Origin of the sequence: Micromonospora sp. PLK6-60 (assembly GCF_019890675.1) — a bacterium.
Lineage (GTDB): Bacteria > Actinomycetota > Actinomycetes > Mycobacteriales > Micromonosporaceae > Micromonospora.
This window is the reverse complement of the sequence record NZ_JAIOAA010000001.1, coordinates 477,425-497,377: the sequence shown is the minus strand read 5'-3', so window position 1 is coordinate 497,377 and position 19,953 is coordinate 477,425. Positions and strand designations below refer to the sequence as shown.

At 75.0% G+C, this 19,953-nt stretch carries 22 protein-coding genes; 14 read left to right on the top strand and 8 right to left on the bottom strand.

All coding sequences use genetic code 11. The features are described 5' to 3' along the window. Window positions 1-59 precede the first annotated feature (59 nt). From K7640_RS02070 to K7640_RS02055, 4 genes are all read left to right on the top strand, one after another. Window positions 60-329, top strand: coding sequence for a metal-sensitive transcriptional regulator (locus K7640_RS02070; protein ID WP_222952919.1), 270 nt, complete (start codon window positions 60-62; stop codon window positions 327-329). Window positions 330-460: 131 nt separating this feature from the next. After that, window positions 461-1,855 (top strand): rhodanese-like domain-containing protein, encoded by a 1,395-nt coding sequence (locus tag K7640_RS02065; RefSeq protein WP_222952918.1) that lies wholly within the window; start codon window positions 461-463, stop codon window positions 1,853-1,855. Between the two features lie 88 nt (window positions 1,856-1,943). Further along, on the top strand, window positions 1,944-2,534 hold the full coding sequence (locus K7640_RS02060) for a rhodanese-like domain-containing protein (protein ID WP_222952917.1): 591 nt from the start codon (window positions 1,944-1,946) through the stop codon (window positions 2,532-2,534). Continuing rightward, the gene (locus tag K7640_RS02055) at window positions 2,531-3,436 is read left to right on the top strand and encodes a sulfite exporter TauE/SafE family protein (protein ID WP_222952916.1); all 906 of its coding nucleotides are present in this window, start codon (window positions 2,531-2,533) and stop codon (window positions 3,434-3,436) included. The genes K7640_RS02060 and K7640_RS02055 overlap by 4 nt, the downstream gene beginning before the upstream one ends. A 17-nt stretch (window positions 3,437-3,453) precedes the next feature. On the opposite strand, the gene K7640_RS02050 is transcribed toward K7640_RS02055, so the two are convergent. Next, complete coding sequence (locus K7640_RS02050) at window positions 3,454-3,945, bottom strand: FBP domain-containing protein (protein WP_222952915.1); 492 nt, start codon at window positions 3,943-3,945, stop codon at window positions 3,454-3,456. 73 nt (window positions 3,946-4,018) lie between these two features. Between K7640_RS02050 and K7640_RS02045 the strand changes: the two genes are divergently transcribed. Continuing rightward, window positions 4,019-4,585, top strand: a complete 567-nt coding sequence (locus tag K7640_RS02045; protein ID WP_222952914.1) for a TetR/AcrR family transcriptional regulator — start codon at window positions 4,019-4,021, stop codon at window positions 4,583-4,585. Here K7640_RS02045 and K7640_RS02040 read toward each other — a convergent pair. The 3 genes from K7640_RS02040 to K7640_RS02030 all read right to left on the bottom strand — a co-directional run bounded on the left by K7640_RS02040 (window position 4,582) and on the right by K7640_RS02030 (window position 7,073). Further along, window positions 4,582-5,496: an RNA polymerase sigma-70 factor gene (locus tag K7640_RS02040; RefSeq protein WP_222952913.1), complete on the bottom strand. Its 915-nt coding sequence runs from the start codon at window positions 5,494-5,496 to the stop codon at window positions 4,582-4,584. The two genes, K7640_RS02045 and K7640_RS02040, sit on opposite strands and share 4 nt — an antisense overlap. An 81-nt stretch (window positions 5,497-5,577) precedes the next feature. Next, a complete protein-coding gene (locus tag K7640_RS02035; RefSeq protein ID WP_222952912.1) occupies window positions 5,578-5,925 on the bottom strand; it encodes a DoxX family protein in 348 nt (115 codons plus the stop codon). A gap of 77 nt (window positions 5,926-6,002) precedes the next feature. Continuing rightward, a complete protein-coding gene (locus K7640_RS02030) occupies window positions 6,003-7,073 on the bottom strand; it encodes an alcohol dehydrogenase catalytic domain-containing protein (RefSeq protein ID WP_222952911.1) in 1,071 nt (356 codons plus the stop codon). Between the two features lie 87 nt (window positions 7,074-7,160). On the opposite strand from K7640_RS02030, the gene K7640_RS02025 reads away from it, so the two are divergent. The 3 genes from K7640_RS02025 (at window position 7,161) to K7640_RS02015 (ending at window position 9,336) form a co-directional block, all read left to right on the top strand. Then, a complete protein-coding gene (locus K7640_RS02025; RefSeq protein WP_222952910.1) occupies window positions 7,161-7,913 on the top strand; it encodes a dienelactone hydrolase family protein in 753 nt (250 codons plus the stop codon). A 68-nt stretch (window positions 7,914-7,981) separates the two neighbouring features. After that, a complete protein-coding gene (locus K7640_RS02020; protein WP_222952909.1) occupies window positions 7,982-8,692 on the top strand; it encodes an RraA family protein in 711 nt (236 codons plus the stop codon). A gap of 200 nt (window positions 8,693-8,892) precedes the next feature. Continuing rightward, window positions 8,893-9,336, top strand: coding sequence for a hypothetical protein (locus K7640_RS02015; RefSeq protein ID WP_222952908.1), 444 nt, complete (start codon window positions 8,893-8,895; stop codon window positions 9,334-9,336). A gap of 63 nt (window positions 9,337-9,399) precedes the next feature. On the opposite strand, the gene K7640_RS02010 is transcribed toward K7640_RS02015, so the two are convergent. From K7640_RS02010 to K7640_RS01995, 4 genes are all read right to left on the bottom strand, one after another. Then, a complete protein-coding gene (locus tag K7640_RS02010; RefSeq protein WP_222952907.1) occupies window positions 9,400-10,824 on the bottom strand; it encodes a M1 family metallopeptidase in 1,425 nt (474 codons plus the stop codon). 185 nt (window positions 10,825-11,009) lie between these two features. Next, window positions 11,010-11,534: a hypothetical protein gene (locus K7640_RS02005; RefSeq protein ID WP_222952906.1), complete on the bottom strand. Its 525-nt coding sequence runs from the start codon at window positions 11,532-11,534 to the stop codon at window positions 11,010-11,012. 11 nt (window positions 11,535-11,545) lie between these two features. Next, window positions 11,546-12,259, bottom strand: coding sequence for a DUF4367 domain-containing protein (locus tag K7640_RS02000; RefSeq protein ID WP_222952905.1), 714 nt, complete (start codon window positions 12,257-12,259; stop codon window positions 11,546-11,548). After that, window positions 12,252-12,860 (bottom strand): RNA polymerase sigma factor, encoded by a 609-nt coding sequence (locus K7640_RS01995; protein ID WP_222952904.1) that lies wholly within the window; start codon window positions 12,858-12,860, stop codon window positions 12,252-12,254. The genes K7640_RS02000 and K7640_RS01995 overlap by 8 nt, the downstream gene beginning before the upstream one ends. 45 nt (window positions 12,861-12,905) lie before the next feature. On the opposite strand from K7640_RS01995, the gene K7640_RS01990 reads away from it, so the two are divergent. The 6 genes from K7640_RS01990 (at window position 12,906) to K7640_RS01965 (ending at window position 19,939) form a co-directional block, all read left to right on the top strand. After that, window positions 12,906-14,162, top strand: a complete 1,257-nt coding sequence (locus tag K7640_RS01990; protein ID WP_255607751.1) for a YncE family protein — start codon at window positions 12,906-12,908, stop codon at window positions 14,160-14,162. 45 nt (window positions 14,163-14,207) lie between these two features. Beyond that, window positions 14,208-14,933: an ElyC/SanA/YdcF family protein gene (locus K7640_RS01985; protein ID WP_222952902.1), complete on the top strand. Its 726-nt coding sequence runs from the start codon at window positions 14,208-14,210 to the stop codon at window positions 14,931-14,933. Between the two features lie 103 nt (window positions 14,934-15,036). After that, the gene (locus K7640_RS01980; RefSeq protein ID WP_222952901.1) at window positions 15,037-15,921 is read left to right on the top strand and encodes a glycosyltransferase family 2 protein; all 885 of its coding nucleotides are present in this window, start codon (window positions 15,037-15,039) and stop codon (window positions 15,919-15,921) included. A gap of 189 nt (window positions 15,922-16,110) precedes the next feature. Continuing rightward, window positions 16,111-18,399, top strand: a complete 2,289-nt coding sequence (locus tag K7640_RS01975; protein WP_222952900.1) for an FAD-dependent oxidoreductase — start codon at window positions 16,111-16,113, stop codon at window positions 18,397-18,399. Further along, window positions 18,396-18,716, top strand: a complete 321-nt coding sequence (locus K7640_RS01970) for a putative quinol monooxygenase (protein ID WP_222952899.1) — start codon at window positions 18,396-18,398, stop codon at window positions 18,714-18,716. The genes K7640_RS01975 and K7640_RS01970 overlap by 4 nt, the downstream gene beginning before the upstream one ends. Next, window positions 18,713-19,939, top strand: a complete 1,227-nt coding sequence (locus K7640_RS01965; protein ID WP_222952898.1) for a cytochrome P450 — start codon at window positions 18,713-18,715, stop codon at window positions 19,937-19,939. The genes K7640_RS01970 and K7640_RS01965 overlap by 4 nt, the downstream gene beginning before the upstream one ends. Window positions 19,940-19,953 lie beyond the last annotated feature (14 nt).

Genomic DNA, 19,953 nt, shown 5'->3' with positions numbered 1-19,953 from the left:
CGCGTTGATACCCGACGGGGTATTTGCGGATCGGGAACCCCCGGGGGTATGTTGGGGTGGTGAAGCTGCAACCAGAGATGACCGGCGAGGCGCTCAACCGGCTCAAGCGAGCGCGGGGCCAGCTCAACGCCGTGATCGAGATGATGGAGAACGGCGAGGACTGCCGGGAGGCGCTGACCCAGCTCGCGGCGGTCTCTAAGGCGATCGACCGCGCCGGCTTCAAGATCATCGCCTCCGGCATGCGGCACTGCGGCGCCGCCCGCGACCGGGGCGAGGAGCCGGAGATGACCGAGGCGGAGCTGGAGAAGCTCTTCCTCGCCCTGGCCTGAGTGTCGCCCCCGCGCGCCGCGTAGGTGCGGCGCGAGGGGGTAACCCCTGCGCGCCGTCGGGCCGGGCAGAGGTCTGTTTCCTGGATACCCCCCCGGGTATGAAGACAAGGTATGGAAGGGAGATCGACAACATGGCAGCAGAGGTGTCCGTCATTGCGACGTCCTCGCTCGGCGACCGCAGCTACCTGGCCAGCGACGGCCGGACGGCGATCGTGGTCGACCCCCAGCGCGACATCGACCGAGTTCTTTACCTGGCCGGCGAGCAGCGGGTGCGCATCACCCACGTGGTGGAGACGCACCTGCACAACGACTACGTCTCCGGTGGGCTGGAACTGGCCCGGGTGACCGGCGCCCACTACCTGGTGGCCGCCGCCGACACCGTCGGCTTCGACCGTACGGCGGTCACCGACGGCGACGTCGTCGCCGTCTCCGACTCGCTGCGGCTGCGGGTGGTCGCCACCCCCGGCCACACCTTCCACCACCTGTCGTACGTCCTCGACGAGGCCACCGCCGGCGACTGGCAGCCGGTCGGCGTGTTCACCGGCGGGTCGCTGCTGTTCGGCACCACCGGACGCACCGACCTGCTCGGCCAGGAACACGCCCACGAACTGGCCCACCACCAGCACGCCTCGGCGCAGCGGCTGGCCGACCTGCTGCCCGACGGCGCCCAGGTCTGGCCCACGCACGGCTTCGGCAGCTTCTGCTCGGCCAGCCAGGCCGACGCCCCCGACTCCACCATCGGGCGGGAGAAGCAGGCCAACCCGGTGCTGCGGCTGGCCGCCGACGCGTTCGTCACCGAGACCCTGGCCGGCCTCGACGCCTACCCGGCGTACTACGCGCACATGGGCGTGGCGAACGCCGCCGGGCCGGCCGCCGTCGACCTCACCCCGGCCGCCCGGGCCGACGCCGCCAGGCTGCGCGAGCGGATCGCCGCCGGCGAGTGGGTGGTCGACCTGCGCCACCGCAAGGCGTACGCCGCCGCGCACCTGGCCGGCACGGTCAGCCTCGGCCTGGACGGGCCGATGTCCACCTGGCTCGGCTGGCTGATCGACTGGGGCGTCCCGATCACCCTGCTCGCCGAGACCCCCGAACAGGTCGCCGACGCCCAGCGGGAACTGGTCCGCATCGGCATCGACCGGCCGGCCGCGCAGGCCACCGGCGGCCCCGAGCAGTGGGCCACCGCACCGGAGCAGCTGCGCGAACTGCGACTGGCGGACTTCGCCGCCCTCGCGGCGGCCCGCGCCGGCGACACCCCGGCCGGCCTGCCCGCCCCGGACGTCGTGCTCGACGTGCGGATGACAAACGAGTGGCGGGCGAGCCACGTCGAGGGGGCCGTGCACGTCCCGCTGCCCGACCTGCCCGAGCGCCTCGGCGACGTACCGGCCGGCGTCGTCTGGGTGCACTGCGGCTCCGGCTACCGGGCCACCGCCGCGGCGTCGCTGCTGGCCAACGCCGGCCGCGAGGTGGTCGTCATCGACGACAGGTTCGACCGGGCCGAGGCGGCCGGCGTCGCCATGGCCGACTGACCCCGTACCGATCCACCGGCGGGCGCGACCGCGCGCCCGCCGGCGCCGCACCCTGCCCTGCCCCCGACTCACCCCGAGCGAGGAAAACATGACCGAGACCACCCGCCCGGCCACCGTGGACGCCACCACCCTGCGCGAGCTGATCGACTCCGGCCGCGCCCCCCGACTGCTCGACGTGCGCACCCCGGCCGAGTTCGAGACCCTGCACATCCCCGGCGCCTACAACGTCCCGCTGGACCTGCTCAAGGAACACCGCGCCGAACTGCGCCAGCACCTCGACGAGGACGTGGTGCTGATCTGCCGCTCCGGTGCCCGCGCCGGGCAGGCCCGGCAGGCGCTCGCCGAGATCGGCCTGCCGAACCTGCACGTCCTCGACGGCGGCATGCTCGCCTGGCAGGCCACCGACGCCCCGATCGCGCGGGGCCGGCAGCGCTGGGACCTGGAACGCCAGGTCCGGCTGGTCGCCGGGTCGATCGTCCTGCTCGCCGTCCTGGGCTCGGTGGTCGTACCCGGGCTGAAGTGGGTCGCCGGGTTCATCGGCGCCGGGCTCACCTTCGCCGCGCTGAGCAACACCTGTGCGATGGGCATGCTGCTGAGCAGGCTGCCGTACAACCGGGGCGCCAGCTGCGACCTGGACAGCGTGGCCGGCCAACTGCGCCAGACCGGGCAGCGGGCATGACCGGCACGCTGCTGCTGACCGTCGGGCTGGCCGTGCTGATCGGGATCAGCCTCGGCCTGCTCGGCGGCGGCGGTTCCATCCTCGCCGTACCGCTGCTGGTGTACGTCGCCGACCTGCCCGCCAAGGAGGCGATCGCCACCTCGCTGCTGGTCGTCGGCGCCACCAGCGCCGTCGGCGTACTCCCGCACGCCCGCGCCCACCGGGTGCGCTGGCGCACCGGCCTGCTCTTCGGCGTCGCCGGCATGACCGGCGCGTACGCCGGCGGCCGGCTGGCCGCGTTCGTCCCGGCGGCGGTCCTGCTCACCGGCTTCGCGATCATGATGCTGGCCACCGCGACCGCCATGATCCGGGGCCGGCGGGCGGCCGAGGGTCGCCCGGTGCCGCACGAGCTGCCGGTGCTGCGGGTGATCACCGACGGCGTCGTCGTCGGCCTGGTCACCGGACTCGTCGGCGCCGGCGGCGGGTTCCTGGTGGTGCCCGCGCTGGCCCTGCTCGGCGGCCTGCCGATGCCCGTCGCGGTCGGCACCTCACTGGTGGTCATCGCGATGAAGTCCTTCGCCGGCCTGGCCGGTTACCTGTCCAGCGTGCAGATCAACTGGGGCCTCGCGGTCGCGGTCACCGCCGCCGCCGTCGTCGGCAGCCTGCTCGGCGGGCGGCTGGCCGGCAGGATCCCCGCCGACCTGCTACGCCAGGCGTTCGGCTGGTTCGTGGTGGTGATGGGCGTGTTCGTCCTCGGCCAGCAACTGCCCGACGGGCTGCGCGGCAACCCGCTGCTGTGGACCGGGGCCGGGCTGATCATCGCGGCGGCCGTCGCGGTGGCCGTGCGCCGCGCGCGACAGGACCGCTCGGCACCGGGTGAGCGGGCCGGTCGGTCCCCGGTGGGATCGGCGCCCCGCCGCTGAGCCGGTCCGGCGCACCGTCAGGCCATCACCCGGGCGACGAACGCGGCCACGTTCGCCACCGTCCGCTCGATCTTCTCCTCCACCGACAGTGACTCCTGCAACCGCGCGCCGGCGCCCGCGTTCTTGCGGCCCCGCACGTAGAGCGAGCAGTCGAGGTCGGCGCAGAGGTAGGTGCCCACGGTGTTGCCCTGCTGCCCGGCCTTGCCGGCCTTCGGGGCGACCATCAGGCTGACGTTGCCGGTGTGGGTGGTCAGGCACATCGAGCACATGCCGCGTTGCAGCTGCCCGGCGGCGGGGCTGGGCCGGCGCAGCGCGATGGCCCGAGGGTGGCCGTCCAGTTCGGCGACGAGGTAGGCGCGGTCCGGGGACTGCGGATCCCGCCAGCCGAGGTAGTCCAGGTCGTCCCAGGGGCGGTCGCTCAGGTCGCGGGGGACGAAGAGCCGCTTCGTCTGGCCCTTGGTGCAGTTGACGAAGGCGGCACGGATCTCCTGCTCGGTCAGCGGCTTCATGAACCCCACGGTAATTTGCCTAAAGGTATTAGGCAAATGCATAATCACCTAAGGTGACGACCGGGGGAGGGGCATGGCACGCGCGGGACTGAGCACCGAACGGCTGATCCAGGCGGGAGCGGAGCTGGCCGACGAGGTCGGCTTCGACCAGGTGACCGTCTCCGCGCTCGCCCGCCGCTTCGACGTCAAGGTCGCCAGCCTCTACGCGCACCTGCGCGGCTCCCAGGACCTGCGCACCGGGATCGCCCTGCTCGCCCTGGCCGAACTCGCCGACCGCGCCGCCGACGCGGTGGCCGGCCGGGCCGGCAAGGACGCCCTGACCGCGCTCGCGAACGTCTACCGCGACTACGCCCGCGACCATCCCGGGCGGTACGCGGCCACCCAGCTCCGGCTCGATCCGGCGACCGCCGCCGCCAGCGCCGGCGGCCGGCACGCCCAGCTCACCCGGGCGATCCTGCGCGGCTACGACCTGGCCGAGCCGGACCAGACGCACGCGGTGCGGCTGCTCGGCAGCGTCTTCCACGGCTACGTCAGCCTGGAACTGGGCGGCGGGTTCAGCCACAGCGCCCCCGACACCGAGCAGACCTGGGCGCGGACCATGGACGCCCTCGACGCCCTGCTGCGCAACTGGCCCCGCTAGGTCGGCTCGATGGGGTGGACCGTGCGGGCGGCCACGGCGCCGAGCTTGTCCGGGTTGGCGATGGTGCGGATGACGGCGATCCGGCCCTGCTCGTCGACGTCGAGGACCATCGCGGCGATGACCCGCCCGGCCCCGGTGAACACGATGCCCGGCCCGCCGTTGACCTCGACGAACTCGATCGTCATGGCCTCGAACTCCACCCCCTGGTAGGGGTGCCGGCCGAGGGTCGCGAACCAGGCCGCCACCGGCGCCGCTCCGGTCACCGGCCGCATCGCCTGGCGCACCTTGCCACCGCCGTCGGTCCACACCGTCACGTCCGGGGCGAGCAGTTCCAGCAGGGTGTTCAGGTCGCCACCCGAGGCGGCGGCGAGGAACCGCTCGGTCACCTGCCGCTGGCGGGCCCGGTCGGCGTGAAACCGGGGCCGCCGGGCCCGCACGTGCTCGCGGGCCCGGTGCGCCGCCTGCCGCACGCTCTCCTCGGACCGCCCGACCGCATCGGCGACCTCCGCGTGGCCGAACCCGAAGACCTCCCGCAACACGAACACCGCGCGCTCCAGCGGACTCAGCGTCTCCAGCACCACCAGCAGCGCCATCGACACCGATTCCGCCGTGGCCACGTCGTCGGCCGCGTCGCTGCTGGTGAGGATCGGCTCGGGCAGCCACGGCCCGACATAGGTCTCCCGCCGGACCCGGGCCGACCGCAGCCGGTCCAGCGCCAGATTCGACACGATCCGCACCAGGTACGCCCGGTGGTCGGCCACCCGCGACCGGTCGACCCCCGACCACTTCAACCAGGCGTCCTGCACCACGTCCTCCGCGTCGGCGGCGGTGCCGAGGATCCGGTACGCCACCGAGAACAGCAGGTCCCGATGCGCCTGGAACGTCTCCTGCGGCTGCTGGTCGGCGTGCATCCGGTGCTCCCGTCGTCGGGCCGTCGGTGGCGGTCAGGCCGCGAACCCGAGGGCCAGCGCGGTCTGTGTCGTCGGTGGCGGTCAGGCCGCGAACCCGAGGGCCAGCGCGCCGACGACCGGCGCCAGGTACAGCAGCGGGAACGGCACGTGCGAGTAGGCGCGGGCCCGGACGACGGTGACGACGGCCCCCACGAAGTAGATCACGAGGCCGACGCCGGCCAGCACCCCGACAACCGGCACGAACAACCCCACCAGCAGGCCGAGCGCCCCGGCGGCCTTGGCCGCGCCGAGCCACGGCCACCACGAGCGGGGAACGCCGTACTCGGCGAGCGGCCCGACCACCCACGGCGCGCGGAAGAAGACACAGGCGGCGGAGAACCCCACCCAGAGGGCGGCGGCGACGGTGACGACGGTGTACGCGGTGGACATGTGCCCTGCTCCTCGGGTCGGTACGAGCTGACGACCACGAGACGGCGCGGGCCCGGCCCACCGTGAAGTGGCGTGACCTACGCCACAGCGGGCCCCTCGGCTCCCGGCCGGATCATGCACATCCCGCCCGGCGCGGCCCGATCCATCGCGACCAGCGCGGCGGGCGCCTCGCCGAGGCCGATGGTGCGGGTGATCAGCTCGCCCGGGCGCAGCACCCCGGCGGTGACCAGCCGCAACAGCTGCGGATACGCGTGCGCGGCCATCCCGTGGCTGCCCCGCAGCTCCAACTCGTACGCCACCACCAACTCCATCGGCAGCGCCGGCCGGCCCTGGACGGCGGGCAGCAGGCCGACCTGGACGTGACGCCCGCGCCGGCGCAGCCCCTCGATCGAGGCGACGCACGTCGGGTGGCTGCCCAACGCGTCCACCGACAGGTGCGCCCCGCCGCCGGTCGCCTCCCGCACCGCCGCCGCCACCTCGCCGGGCCCGGCCAACGCGCTCCCGTCCAGGCAGACCTCCGCCCCGGCGGCCCGGGCCAGCGCCAGCGCGCCGGGCGAGACGTCGACGGCCACCACCCGGGCGCCGCACGCCGCGGCGATCATCACCGCGGACAGGCCGACCCCGCCGCAGCCGTGCACCGCCACCCACTCACCGGCGGCGACCCGCCCCTGGTGCACCACCGCCCGGAACGCGGTCGCGAACCGGCAACCGAGCGCCGCCGCGACCGGGTGGTCCAGCTCGTCGGGGAGCCGGACCAGGTTGACGTCCGCGTCGCGTACCGCCACGAACTGTGCGAACGAACCCCAGTGGGTGAAGCCCGGCTGCGTCTGCCGCTCGCAGACCTGCTGGTCCCCGGCGAGGCAGGCCGGGCACCGGCCGCACGCGCAGACGAAGGGCGCGGTGACCCGGTCGCCGGGCCGCCAGTCGCGTACGCCGGCGCCGACCGCCGCCACCACGCCGGCGAACTCGTGCCCGGGCACGTGCGGCGGGCGGACGTCCGGGTCGTGGCCCCGCCAGCCGTGCCAGTCGCTGCGGCATAGCCCGGTCGCCTCGACCCGGACGACCACCCCGTCGGGCGTCGGGTCGGGATCGGGCACGTCGCGCACCTCGGGCCGGACGCCGAACTCGTCGTAGATCACCGCACGCATGCGCCGCATCCTGACACGCCGACCTGCCGGCCCGCCCGGCCGGGAGTAGCGTGCGGAGTCGGAACCCGGCTGGAGGAGGACGTCGCAGTGCAGACGACGACCGTGGACGTGCCGACCGGCGACGGGGTGGCCGACGCGTACCTCGTCCGGCCCGACGGGGACGGACCGTTCCCGGCCGTGCTGGTCTTCATGGACGCGTTCGGGCTACGGCCGCGGCTGGCCGAGATGGCCGCCACGATCGCGGCACGCGGCTACGTCGTCCTGGTGCCCAACCTGTTCCACCGCTCCGGCCGGGCGCCGCTGACCGACCTGTCCGGCCTCGCCGACGAGCGCCGCCGTGCGGAGCTGTTCCAGCAGCTCGGGCCGATGATGGCCAGGCTGACCCCGGACGTGGTGGCCCGGGACACCGCCGCCTACCTGGACTTCCTGGCCGCGCAGCCGCAGGTCGCGGCCGGCCGGGCGGCGATCACCGGATACTGCATGGGCGGCATGAACGCGCTGCGCGCCATCGAGGCGCACCCGGACCGGCTCGCCGCGGCGGCGGCCTTCCACGCGGGGCGGGTGGTCACCGACGCGCCGGACAGCCCGCACCTGGGCGTGGCTGCGGTCACCGGCGAGCTGTACTTCGGCCACGCCGACCAGGACCCGTCGATGACGGCGGAGCAGATCGCCACCCTGGAGCGGGCGCTGGACGCCGCCGGGGTCCGCTACCGCTCCGAGGTGTATCCCGGTGCCCGGCACGGCTACACCCAGGCGGACACCCCGATGTACGACGAGCAGGCCACCGAGCGGCACTGGGCCGCCCTGTTCGACCTGCTCGACCGCACCTTCCGCCGCTGACCCGGGGGCAGGCCACGGACCGGGAACTGGTCCCTGTCAGCGCGTCCCCGGCTGGTTAGCGTCGGGCCATGACCATCGATCCGCGGCTGCCGCGACGCTTCGCCGACCTGACCACCGCCCACGTCGCCGACGCCTGCCTGCGGGCCGGCGTGCCGGTGCGCTGCGCCCCGCCCGCGCTGCGGCCCGTGGTGGCCGGCGGCCGGTTGGCCGGGCGGGTGCTGCCGGCCCGGCACGTCGGCAGCGTCGACATCTTCCTGGAGGCGATCGACCGCGCCGAGCCCGGTGACGTGCTGGTGGTCGACAACGACGGGCGCGGCGACGAGGCGTGCGTCGGTGACCTGGTGGTGCTGGAGGCGCAGGCCGCCGGTCTGGCCGGCCTGGTGGTGTGGGGCCTGCACCGGGACACCATCGACATCCGCGCGGTCGGTCTGCCGGTGTTCAGCCTCGGGGCGACGCCCACCGGCCCGCAGCGGCTCGACCCCCGGCCGGCCGCGGCGTTGACCTCGGCGCGGGTCGGCCCGTGGACCCTCGACGGCGCCGACGTCGTGCTGGCCGACGAGGACGGGGTGCTGTTCGTGCCGGCCGGCCGGGTGGGGGAGCTGTGCGACCTGGCGGAGTCGATCCGGGACACCGAGCGGCGGCAGGCCGACCGGATCCGGGCCGGCGAGTCGCTGCGGGCGCAGGTCGGGTTCGGGGCGTACCTGACCGGCCGGGCGCGGAACCCGGCGCTGACCTTCCGGGAGCACCTGCGGGCGGTGGGCGGCGCGATCGAGGAGTGAGCCCCGCGTGGGCGGTGGCCGGCCACGACCTCGGTCAGGTAGCGGCGGTGGGACCGGCTTCCAGGACGGCTTGACTCTCCCGCCGCGTCAGGGCGGAGGGTGGGCACATGAGTGACCACTATGACGCTTTCGAGATGAGTCCCGTGCCTGTCCCCGGTCCGGATGCGGTCGCGCCGGAGCCGTTCCGAGGCATCTACGGCATGCCTGCGTTCGTGAAGATCCCCACCAGCGATCTGGCGGCGTCGGTGGACTACTGGGTCCGGGGGCTCGGGTTCTTCGAGCTGTTCGGCATCCCCGGCCAGCTGGTGCACCTGCGCCGGTGGGCGTTCCAGGACGTACTTCTCGTCACGGCGGAGAGCGTTCCGGAGCGGGCGCCGGCGATGAGCGTCAACTTCGCCTGCGTGCTGCACCAGATCGAGGCCATCGCCGAGGCGTGCCGTGCGGTGGACCCGGATTCCGTCGACGGCCCACGGGACACCTCCTGGAACACCCGGGACGTGGAGGTGATCACGCCGGAGAACGCCCGGATCGTCTTCACCGCCGGGAAGTCGTTCGATCCGGCCAGTCAGGAGGCGCGGAACCTGGCCGCCGTCGGAATCACCCCGCCGGGCGTCGGGCGCGGCGACGATGCGGAGCATGCCTGATGCCGCCGCCGACGGTGTGACGGGCCCCGCGACCGCCAGCGATCGCGGGGCCCCGCCGCCGGGTCACCAGGTGGTCGGCTTGCCCTTCTGGTAGAGCCACACGTCGAAGAACGCGCCGAGGTTCTGCCCCGACTCCCGCTCGGCCAGGGCGATGAAGTCCGCCGTGCCGGCGTCGCTGTGCCGGTGGATCGCCGCCCACTGCCGCAGGATGCGGAAGAAGGCGTCGTCGCCGACCTTGCCGCGCAGCGCGTGCAGGGTCATCGCCCCCCGGTTGTACGGGATGTTGCTGAACATGTCCTCCGGGCCCGGGTCGGCCAGCACGATCTGCCAGAACGACGACGACGCGGCCCGCCCGTAGTTGCTGGAGCTGTTGAAGGTCTGCTGCACCGAGGCACCGCCGTTGTACTCGGTGTACATCCACTGGGCGTAGGTGGCGAAGCCCTCGTTGAGCCAGATGTCCGACCAGCGCTCCGGCGAGACGCTGTCGCCGTACCACTGGTGAGCCAGCTCGTGGGCCATGGTGCCGACGCTCGCCCGGCTGGAGAAGATCGGCTTGGTCTGGGTCTCCAGGGCGTAGCCGACGTTCGGGGCGTAGTCGATGATCGCCCCGGTGGAGGCGAACGGGTACGGCCCGAACTTCCCGGTGAAGAACTCCAGCATCTTGGGGATCTGCGACACCGCGTCGGCGGACCCGGCCACCAGCCGCGGGTCGATGGCCACGTACGACGGGATCCCGCCGGGGGTGACCGTCTGGGTGACCTCGAACTTGCCGATGGTGATGGTCGCCAGGTAGGTGGCCATCGGCTCGGTGTTGTCCCAGACGAAGGTGGTCCAGCCGTCGCGGGTCTGCTGGGACAGCAGCTGGCCGTTGCCGACGGCGGTGAGCCCCTCGGGCACGGTGGCGGTGAACCGGAAGGTGGCCTTGTCGGTCGGGTGGTCGTTGGTGGGCAGCCAGGCGGGGGTGCCCTGCGGTTCGCCGACGACGAACGCGCCGTCGTCGGTGGGCACCCACCCCTCGATCGACCCGTCCGGGTCGGTCACCGGGCCGGGCACGCCGGCGTAGCGGACCACCACGGTGAACCGCTGCCCGGCCTTCAGCTTCGGCCGCGGCGTGACGATCAGTTCCTGGCCGTCGCGGGTGAAGGCGTGGGCGTGCCCGTTGACGGTGACCGAGGAGACCTCGGGGCCGCGGAAGTCCAGGTTGAACTGGTCGAGATCCTGGGTGGCGACCGCGGTGATCGTCGCGGTGGCGTCCATGAAGCGGGTCGCCGGGTCGTAGGAGAAGACCAGGTCGTAGTGCTGGACGTCGTATCCGCCGTTGCCCTGGTCGGGGAAGTAGGGGTCGCCGACGGTCGGCGCGCCGGCCGTGTAGCGGGGGGTGCCGGGTGCGCCGGGTGCGGCGGCGGCCGGGCCCGGCACGACCGCCGAGCCGGTGGCCATGAGCGCGACCGTGGCCAGCGCGGCGCCGCGCAGGCGGGGGATCGTCATGTGCATCCTCCGAGGGATTTTGCCTGGTAGCGAGGGGGATCGGATGATCGACCTCCATCCACCCGCACCGGAGGCGGATCCGTCAAGCGTCCGCCGGCCCGGGATCGTGTTCCTGAGCCGTCCGGCCGATGCCGGCGCACCCGGAGCGCAGCCCCGGCCGCACCGGACGGCCCGGCCGCCATCCCTCAGGCGTCCGCCACCCGCACCACCAGCGCCCCGGACACGTCGCCGCGTCGCGCGGTGATCGTCCAGCAGCCGGCGGTGGGGAAGGACCAGCCGGTGCCCCACTCCTGGCCGGGACGCTGCCAACTGCTGGCACCGTGTGACTCGGGGCCCCAGGCGGGCGCGACGGTGGTCCCGTCCGGCCCGGTGGCGCTGATGGCGAGGTCACCGCTGCCGGTCATCCGCCAGGCCACCTTGACCTCGGTGCCCGGGCTGAGCACCGGCGTGCGGGGGAAGAACAGCGCCCACAGCGTCGCGCCGTCCCCGCTGCCCTGCCGCTCCAGCGACCCGCCCGGCTCGGGCAGCCGGGCCGTCGCCGGGCAGCCCGCCCCGCCGCCGGCGACGACCGCCGGCCGGTCGCCCGCCGGTGTGCCGGACGACGCCGGTTCGGCGGGGGCGGCCCGGCAGCCGGCCAGCGTCGCCGCGCCGACCAGCGCGAACGCCGCCAGCCGCCGGCACCGCGAGCGCCTCGGTTCACCTGTGTCCATGCCGACCTTCCTCAACCTAGTGACTGGGCGATCGCGATCGCCTCGTCCCGGGACAGTTCACCCTCCAGCCGGTAGCACACCCCGGCGTCCTGCCAGATCAGCGTCGAGGCGGCCAGCCGGGCGGTCTCCACCCGCGTCGTGCCGCCCCGGTCCACGTACGTGAGGGTGTGCGGGCCGGCCACCCACACCGCGAAGTCGCCACCGACCTCGACCGGGATCACGTCCGGACCGGCGGCCCCCTTGAGGAACACCGGGTCCAGGCGCCCGTCGTACGCGTCGAGCCGCAGCGTCCCGCCGCGGTAGAGCAGCGTGGCCACCCGGTACGCGCCCGTCCCGTCCGGGTCGGCGACCAGCACCCGTTCGGGCGGGCCGAGCCGGGCCGGCAACCGGATCGGGAACCGGACCTGCCGCTGCGCCTCGGTGCGGCCGGCGGTCCGCTGCGACGGCAACGGCGACGGGTCGGCCGTCGGCGGCGGCGCCGAGCTGACGATGGTGACCCCGGCGAAGCGCAGCAGGCCCGCCACGGCGTCGGCGAGGGCGGCCCGGCCGGGCGGCAGCACCGCCACCAGCAGCGCGGCCAGCCCAGCGGCGACCCAGTAGCGCCACCGGCGGCGGGGCGGCGGCGGGGCGGCCAGCCGGGCGTGTACCCGGGCGGTCACGTCCGGCGTGGGGGGTGTCTCCAGCCAGGCGGCCAGCTCCCGCAGCTCCCGTTCGAGTTCAGCCACTGCGGACCTCCTCGCGGTCGAGCAGGTCGCGCAGCTTGGCCAGCGCCCGGGAGGTCCGCGACTTCACCGTGCCCCGGGGCCAGCCCAGCATCGCCACCGTCTCGTCCTCGGACAGGTCGAGGAAGAACCGGCAGACGATCACCTCGCGGTCGCGTACCGGCAGCAGGCGCAGCGCCCGGACCAGCGCGGCCCGGCGCTCCCCGGCGAGGACGGCGTCCACCCCGCCGTCGGCGACCTGCGCCGACCCGGAACTCACCGCGGCCATCCGCAGGGCGAGGCCGTCGCGGCGGCTGCGGGAGCGGTGCAGGTTGCGGGTCTCGTTGGCGACGATCGCCAGCAGCCAGGAGCGGAACGACGACGCCCCCCGGTAGCGGGAGAGGCTGCGGTACCCCTTCACGAACGCCTCCTGGATGACGTCCTCGGCGTCGGAACCCGCGCCGAGCAGCACCGCCGTCCGGTACGCGGCCGCGCTGTGCCGGGCGACCAGGGCTTCGTACGCCTCCAGGTCACCGGTCCGCGCGCGGCTGACGAACTCTGCGTCGTCCAGTGGGCACCTCCGTCGTGCACCCTCATGACACCGCTCGCGCCGCCCGGGTTCCACCCTCGACCGGTGGAACCCGGGCGGGCCGGCCGGTGTCGTCCGGACATGATGGCCACGACACCGCTGCACCGCCGTACCCTGCTGACCGTGCTCGCCGGCGCCGGCCTCGCCACGGTGGCCGGCTGCGGACCCGAGCGCACCGCCACCGCGCAGCCCGCCGTCGCGGTGCCCGACCCGCTGCTGGCCGAGGTGGACGGCGGGGTGGCCGTGCTGCGCGGCGCGGACCGGCGGACCGTGCCGAACGCCCTGGCCACCGCCGACGGGTCGGCGCTGTGGGCGACCACCACCGCCGGCACCGACACCACCCTCACCCGGATCGACACCGGCACCGGCCGCCGCTCCGCACCGATCACCCTCGCCGGACGCTGGCTGCCGCAGGCCGTCTCCACCGACGGCACGACGGTGGCGCTCACCCCGGACGCCCGGGCGGCCACCGACCGGCCGGCGGGGCGCACCGCCAGCCCGGTGCTGGTCGTCGACGCCACCGGGATCCGGCACCGGCTGCGCCTGGCCGGCAACCACGTGCCCGAGGCGTTCAGCGCCGACCAGACCGGGCTGTTCGTGCTGGAATGGCTGCCGGCGGCCGCGCCGGACCGCTACCGGGTCCGCGTCGTCGACCTCGCCACCGGCACACCCGGCCCGCTCAGCACCCGCAACAAGACACCGGTGCCGCCCGGCGCGGAGGAGGAGATGCGCGGCGACGGCCGGCACGCCGTGCTCGCCCCGGACCGGCGGGTGCTCTACACGCTCTACACCCACCAGGCCGACCACCGGCACACCCGGGACCTGGTCAGCGGCCGACCGGGCAACGTGCACGCCTTCGTGCACACCCTGAACCTCGCCGAGCGGTGGGCGTACTGCGTCGACCTGCCGCACCCGTTCGGGGCGGCCGCCGCGGCCGGCCACACGATGGCGCTCACCCCGGACGGCACCCGGCTGCTCGTCGCCGAGGTCACGTCGGGCGCCCTCGCCGAGATCTCCACCGAGGAGCTGGCCGTACGCCGGACCGCCACGCTCGCCCCCGGCCCCACCGCGACCGGGTACGCGGTCGCCGGCCGGGACCGGCTCTTCGTCGGCGCCGGCCCGACCGTACGCGTGGTGGACCTCGCCACCCTGCGCCCGGTCGGCGCCTGGCCGCTGCCCCAGCCCGCCACCGGGTTGGTGCTCAGCCCCGACGGCCGCCGCCTGCACGTCGGCCAGGCGGCGGCGGTGAGCTGGCACGACACCACCAGCGGCGGGGAACTCGGCCGCGCCCCGGTGCCCGGTCTCGTCGGGCTGGCCGGCCTGGCCGCGCCGGCCTGACGCACGGCCGGAGTACCCTCGACGGGCAGCCGTCCCGGGAGGCCCATGACACCGCCGACCGCTCTGGTCCTCGTCGTCTTCGGGCGGGGCGTGCACCGCGCCGGCGACCGCTACGCGCTCACCCCCGCCAGCCTGGCCCGGGTCGACGCCGCCGCCGCCCACATCGCCGCCCACGAGGCCGCGTTCCGGCACGCGGCCCGGCACGGCCGGCCGCCGCGCATCGTGTTCACCGGCGGGTGGAGCGAGGCGGGCGAGGGTGCGCCGGCGCCACCGCCCGGCAGCCGGGAGGCCGACCTGATGTGGCGCGCCGCCCGCGCCGCCGGCCTGCACCGCTACGCCGACCTGCGGGTGGAGAACCGGTCGCGCAGCACACTGGAGAACCTGGTGCACACCGCCGGGGACGGCCTGCTGGCCGGGTGGCAGTTCGACGCGGCGCGACCGCTGGGCATCGTCTCGCACGCCGGGCACCTGCCCCGCATCCGGCTGCTCGCCGGCCGGGTGCTGGGCCTGCGCGGGCCCGCCCTGCTCGACGTGCCGGCCACCGGGGGAGAACCACCGGGTGCGGCCGGGGCGGAGCGGGTCGCCCGGCTCGCCTGCCGGCTGGCGTACCTCGGGGTCGGCGACCACGCGGCCCTGATCCGCCGCGAGCGGGCCATGGTGGCCGCCCTGCGCCGGGCGCGGCGGTGGGGCGTCGTCCGGCGCGCCCCGGCCGGCGCCGCCGCGATCGACCACGGGCCGGATGCGAGGCGACGGGCCGAACTGGGTATGTGAGCGCCGTCGCCCAGCGGCACCCGTCGATGACGGGCGACGTCCGCCCCCGCCCGTGCGCCGGCCGGGCCGTCACCACGGCCCCTCCGGTGTGGAGAGGACCACGATGATCATCCTGCTGCCCGTGTGCCAGCCCGGCGATGCGCTGCCCACGCTGGTCGCCGACCTGCGCGCCGCCGCCCCCGACCTGACCGTGGTGGTGGTCGACGACGGCAGCACCGGCCCGGCGCCGGTCGACGCGCTGCGCGCGGCCCGCGACCGGGGCGCCACCGTGCTGCGCCACCGCCGGAACCTGGGCAAGGGCGTGGCCCTGCGCACCGGGTTCCGGTACGCGCTGCGCACCCTCCCCGGTCAGGACGTGGTGTGCGCCGACGCCGACGGGCAGCACCGCACCGAGGACATCCTGCGGGTGGCCGAGCGGGTCCGGGCGACCGGCGCGGTCGTGCTGGGCGTCCGCCGGTTCACCGGGCGGGTGCCGCTGCGCAGCCGGCTCGGCAACGGCGCCACCCGGCTGCTGTTCCGCGCGGTCACCGGCCACGACGTGCGCGACACCCAGACCGGGCTGCGCGGCTTCCCGGCCGCCCGGCTGGACTGGCTGCTCGGCGTGCCGGGTGACCGGTTCGACTACGAGATGGCCGTGCTGCTGGCGGCGGTGCAGGCCGGCGACCGGGTCGAGCAGGCCACCGTGGCCACCCGGTACCTGGCCGGCAACTCGTCGTCGCACTTCAGCGCGCTGGCCGACTCGGCCCGGGTCTACCGGCCGCTGCTGCGCCACGCGTACCTGCGGGCCACCGGCCGGGCCGACCAGGCCCGGCCCGGCCGGACCGCCGCGCCCACCGTGGACGCCATGCCGACCGACGCCGCGCCCGGCGCGGAGACCGTGCCGACCGACGCCGCGCCCAGCGCCGAGACCGTGCCGACCGACGCCGCGCCCACCGTGGACGCCGCGCCGACCGAGGGCGTCGCACCCGGCGGGGGCGCCGGCCGCTGACCGGCCGGCCGGATCGCCGGCACCCCGGGCCCGTCCGCCGCCGACCGCGGCGGGCGGGCCCGTCCGCGCGGGGACACCGGCTGCGTCCCCGGGGCGTCACCGGCGGCGGACTGATCGCCGGTCCGCGGTGACGGCGGGATGACGCGACCTTCGGCAGGGTCGCAGCACGCGCCGTCGAAGGAGAACCACATGATCAGGACGATGGTCCGGCTGCGGGCCCGCCCCGGCTGCGAACCGGCCGTGGCCTCCGCCTGGGACGCGGCCCGCGCGGCGATCGGCGAGCTGCCCGGCAACCTGCTGCGGGACCTGCTCGTCGACGCCATCGCACCGCGCTGCTGGGTCGTCGTCACCGAGTGGACCGACGAGGCCGCCCTGCGCGACTACGAGCGGGGGCCGGTCGCCGCGCGGTTCGCCGAGGCCGTCCGCCCGCTGTGCGAACCGCCCGCCGACGGCGACCGCCGGGTGATGCGCGACGTGCCCGGTGGCGGCTCGACCGTCTTCGTGGACGTCGAGCTGACCGTGCCGGCGGCCCGGCGCGCCGAGTTCGACCACGGCTACCCGCAGGTGCTGGACCGGATGGCCGGCGTGCCCGGCTATCTGCGTGAGGACCTGCTGCGCGAGCCCGACTCCGACACCTTCCACATCTTCGCCGAGTGGACCGGCGCCGCCGAGTTCCACCGCTGGATCGCCAACCCGGCCCACGCGCGGGAGGAGGCCGGGCCGATCGCCCCGTTCCTGCTCCGGATCCGCCGCCGCCTGTTCCACGGCGTGGCGGACCCCGCCGGCGTGGGCCTCCCCGACCGTGGCCGCACACCGGGCAAGGAGAGCGACGTGCACACGACAACGGACGTACTCATCGTCGGGGCGGGGCCCACCGGGCTGACCGCCGCCATCGAGCTGGCCCGGCGCGGCGTCGACTGCCGGCTGGTGGAGCAGCGGGCCACCCCGCCCGCGCACGCCGACAAGGCGATCGGGGTGCACTGCCGCACCATGGAGCTCTGGGAGGAGCAGGGCGTCGTCCGCGAGGCGATGGACGCCGGCATCTGGCTGACCGGCAACATGGTGTTCGTCAACGGCCACGAGACGCACCGGATGAGCTGGGAGCTGCCCGAGCTGCCGTACGCGCACCTCGGCCTGCCCCAGTACGAGACCGAGCGGATCCTCACCGAACGCCTGGCCACCCTCGGCGTACGTCCGCGCCGGGGCGCCGCGCTGACCGCCTTCACCCAGGACGACGACGGCGTCACCGCCACCCTCGACACCCCCGCCGGGCAGGAGACGGTACGCGCGAAGTACCTGCTCGGCTGCGACGGCGCGCACAGCACCGTCCGCGACCTGCTCGGGCTCACCTTCACCGGCGGGCTGGGCCGGTTCCCGCAGCTGTTCATGCTCGGCGACGTCGACGTGGACTGGGACATGCCCGACGGGCACCTGCTGCGGTTCATGCACGAAACCGACGGCCGGATGGACGGCATGCTGGTCTGCGTGCCGCTGCGCGGCGAGAACCGCTACCGGATCGCCACCCTCGCGCCACCGAGGTTCTTCGCCCAGACCGGCGGCCAGGACGCCCCGCCCGGCTTCAGCGAGGAACTGGCCGAGCCGACCCTCGCCGACGTGCAGGCCGCCATCGACCGGCTGGCCCCGCCCGGCACCCGCGCGTCGAACCTGCGCTGGTCGTCGGTGTTCCGGATCAGCCACGGCATCGTCGACCGCTACCGCGACGGCCGGGTCTTCGTCGCCGGCGACGCCGCCCACCTGCACCCGCCGGCCGGCGGGCAGGGCATGAACACCGGCATCCAGGACGCCTGGAACCTCGCCTGGAAGGTGGCCCTGGCGGTGCGCGGGAAGGCCGCGCCGGGGCTGCTGGACAGCTATGAGACCGAACGGCGCCCGGAGGGTGAGGAGATCGTCGGCCGGGCGGTGCGGATGGCGTTCACCGACGAACTGGACCGCGAGGACCTGAAGCGGCAGTTCCTCCAGGAGATGTCGATGCTGCTCAGCTACGCCGACAGCCCGCTGGTCGGGGAGACCGTCACCGACCCCGACGCCCTGCGGGCCGGCCCGCGCCCCGGCGACCGGGCGCCGGACGTGGGCGGCCTGCGCCGCCGCGGCGTCGGCCACCCGCTGCGGCTGCGTGACCTCACCCGCGGCACCCGGCACACCCTCCTGCTGTACGCGGACGGCTCGGCCGACGAGGCGGCGGTCGCCGCGGTGGAGAAGATCTGCGCCGACCTGCGCGCCCTGGCGGCGGGGGAGCTCGACGCGTACCTGCTGCTCGACCCGGACGCCCCGCAGCCGCGGCTGCTCGCCCCACCGGTGCTGCGCGACGCCGCCGGCGAGTTCCGCGCCCGCTACGGCGTCACCGGCACCGCCCTGTACCTGATCCGCCCGGACGGGCACGTGGGCTTCCGCAGCCAGCCGATCGACGCCGACGGGCTGCGCAAGAACCTGCACCTGGTCTTCGGCGGTGCGAAGTGAGCACGGTGCGCACGGTGCTGGCGATGCGGACCCGGCCCGGCTGCGAGGAACGGTTCGAGGCCGAGTGGCTCGCGGCGGCGGAGAAGATCGGCGCGCTGGACGGCTGCCTGCGCCAGGACCTGGTCCGCGACGCCGACGACCCGCGCAGCTATCTGATCATCAGCGACTGGGCGGACCGCGACCGGCTGGACGCCTTCGGCCGCAGCGCCCAACGCGACGAGCTGCTGCGAGTGATCCGCGACCTGCGCGAGTCCGCGCAACGCCACACCTACCAGGTGCTGCACAGCATGCGCGGCCGGCCGGAGGAGACCCGATGACCGAGTGCCCGATCCCCGCGTCCGAGCTCTACACCGACGAGTTCGCCGCCGACCCGTACCCGGCGTTCGCCCGGCTGCGCGCCGAGCAGCCGGTCTGCCCGGTCAGCTCGCCGCGGTTCGACTCGTACCTGATCAGCCGCTTCGACGACGCGCGCACCGCGCTGACCGACCCCCGGCTGTCCAAGGACCTGTACGGCCCACAGGAGCACTACCTGCGCATCTTCGGCCCGAACTCGGCGGGCCTGAACAAGAACATGCTCAACGCCGACCCGCCGGAGCACACCCGGCTGCGCCGGCTGGTGTCCCAGGCGTTCGCCCCGCGCCGGATCGAGGCGATGCGCCCCCGGGTGGCGCAGCTCGTGGACGACCTGCTCGACAAGATCGTGCCGCACGGCGAGGCCGAGCTGATGCGCGACTTCGCCATCCCGCTGCCGATGCTGGTGATCTCGGACCTGCTCGGGATCCCGCCGACCGACCACGACCGGGTGCTCGACTGGACCCAGGTGATCCGGACCTCCGGGTCGTCGCGCCGCAGCCCGGAGCAGGAGCGGGCGGCCGTGCAGGAGGCCCAGGCGCGGCTGCACGAGTACCTCACCGAGCTGGTGCAGGCGAAGCGGGCCCGCCCCGCCGACGACCTGATCAGCGCGCTGATCGCCGCCTGCGACCAGGAGGGGACGCTCTCCGAGCCGGAGCTGGTCACCACCACGTTCCTGCTGCTGTTCGCCGGCCACCAGACCACCGCCGACTTCATCGGCAACGCGGTGGTGGCGCTGCTGACCCACCCCGACCAGCTCGACCTGCTGCTGCGGCAGCCGGCGCTGCTGCCCTCGGCCATCGAGGAGCTGCTGCGCTTCGACGGCCCGCTGCCGGTGGCCAGCCCGCGCATCGCCACCGAGGACATCGAGTACCAGGGCGTCCGCATCCCGGCCGGGTCGATCGTCGGCGTGGTGCTCAACGCGGCCAACCACGACCCGAAGCACTTCGTCGACCCGGACCGGCTGGACCTGCGCCGGGTCCGCGGCCCGCACCTCGGGTTCGGCCACGGCGTCCACTACTGCCTGGGTGTCTCGCTGGCCCGGATGGAGGCGCGGATCGGCATCGGGACGCTGCTGCGCCGCCTCCCCGGGCTGCGGCTCGGCGTGCCGGTCGGCGAGCTGCGCCGGCTGCCGGCCGCGTCGCCCTTCCGGGGCCTGCTGGAACTACCCGTCCACTTCGCCGCGTGACGGCGACCCGGCGT